At 66.6% G+C, this 425-nt stretch carries 1 protein-coding gene; it reads right to left on the bottom strand.

The window, feature by feature from the left end; genetic code table 11:
* A partial coding sequence (locus RCF13_RS03580) for a substrate binding domain-containing protein (protein WP_308140882.1) occupies nucleotides 1-425 on the bottom strand: 425 nt, incomplete at both ends.

Genomic DNA, 425 nt, shown 5'->3' with positions numbered 1-425 from the left:
ACTGGTGCCGCCATGGGTCGGCACATCGATCTGCCGGCCGTCACGCAGGAATATCCATGGGATGTTGCGGCCGGTGCTGGGCAACTCGAACTGGATGCAGTCGTGCCCGTCGAGATCCTCCAGGGTGCGCGGCGTGCCCGCGCGCCGCAGATAGCCAGGGGCCGCCACCAGCACCAGTTCCGCATCTTCCAGCTTGCGCGCCACCAGATTCGAGTCCGGCGGCAGCCGGCCGCGAATGGCAAGGTCGTAGCCTTCTTCGGCAAAGTCGACATTGCGGTTGCTGATGTGCACATCGACCTGCACCTGCGGGTACCGCTGGCGGAACTCGCCCAGCAATGGCAGCACGCGGTGATGGGCATACGGCGTGGGCATGCTGATGCGCAGCTTGCCCGCGGGCTCGGCCTGCTGCCCGGTGACCTCACGTT

The sequence above is a fragment of the Stenotrophomonas maltophilia group sp. RNC7 genome (assembly GCF_030910085.1).
Classification (GTDB): Bacteria; Pseudomonadota; Gammaproteobacteria; order Xanthomonadales; family Xanthomonadaceae; genus Stenotrophomonas; species Stenotrophomonas sepilia.
This window is presented reverse-complemented; position numbering and strand designations above follow the sequence as displayed.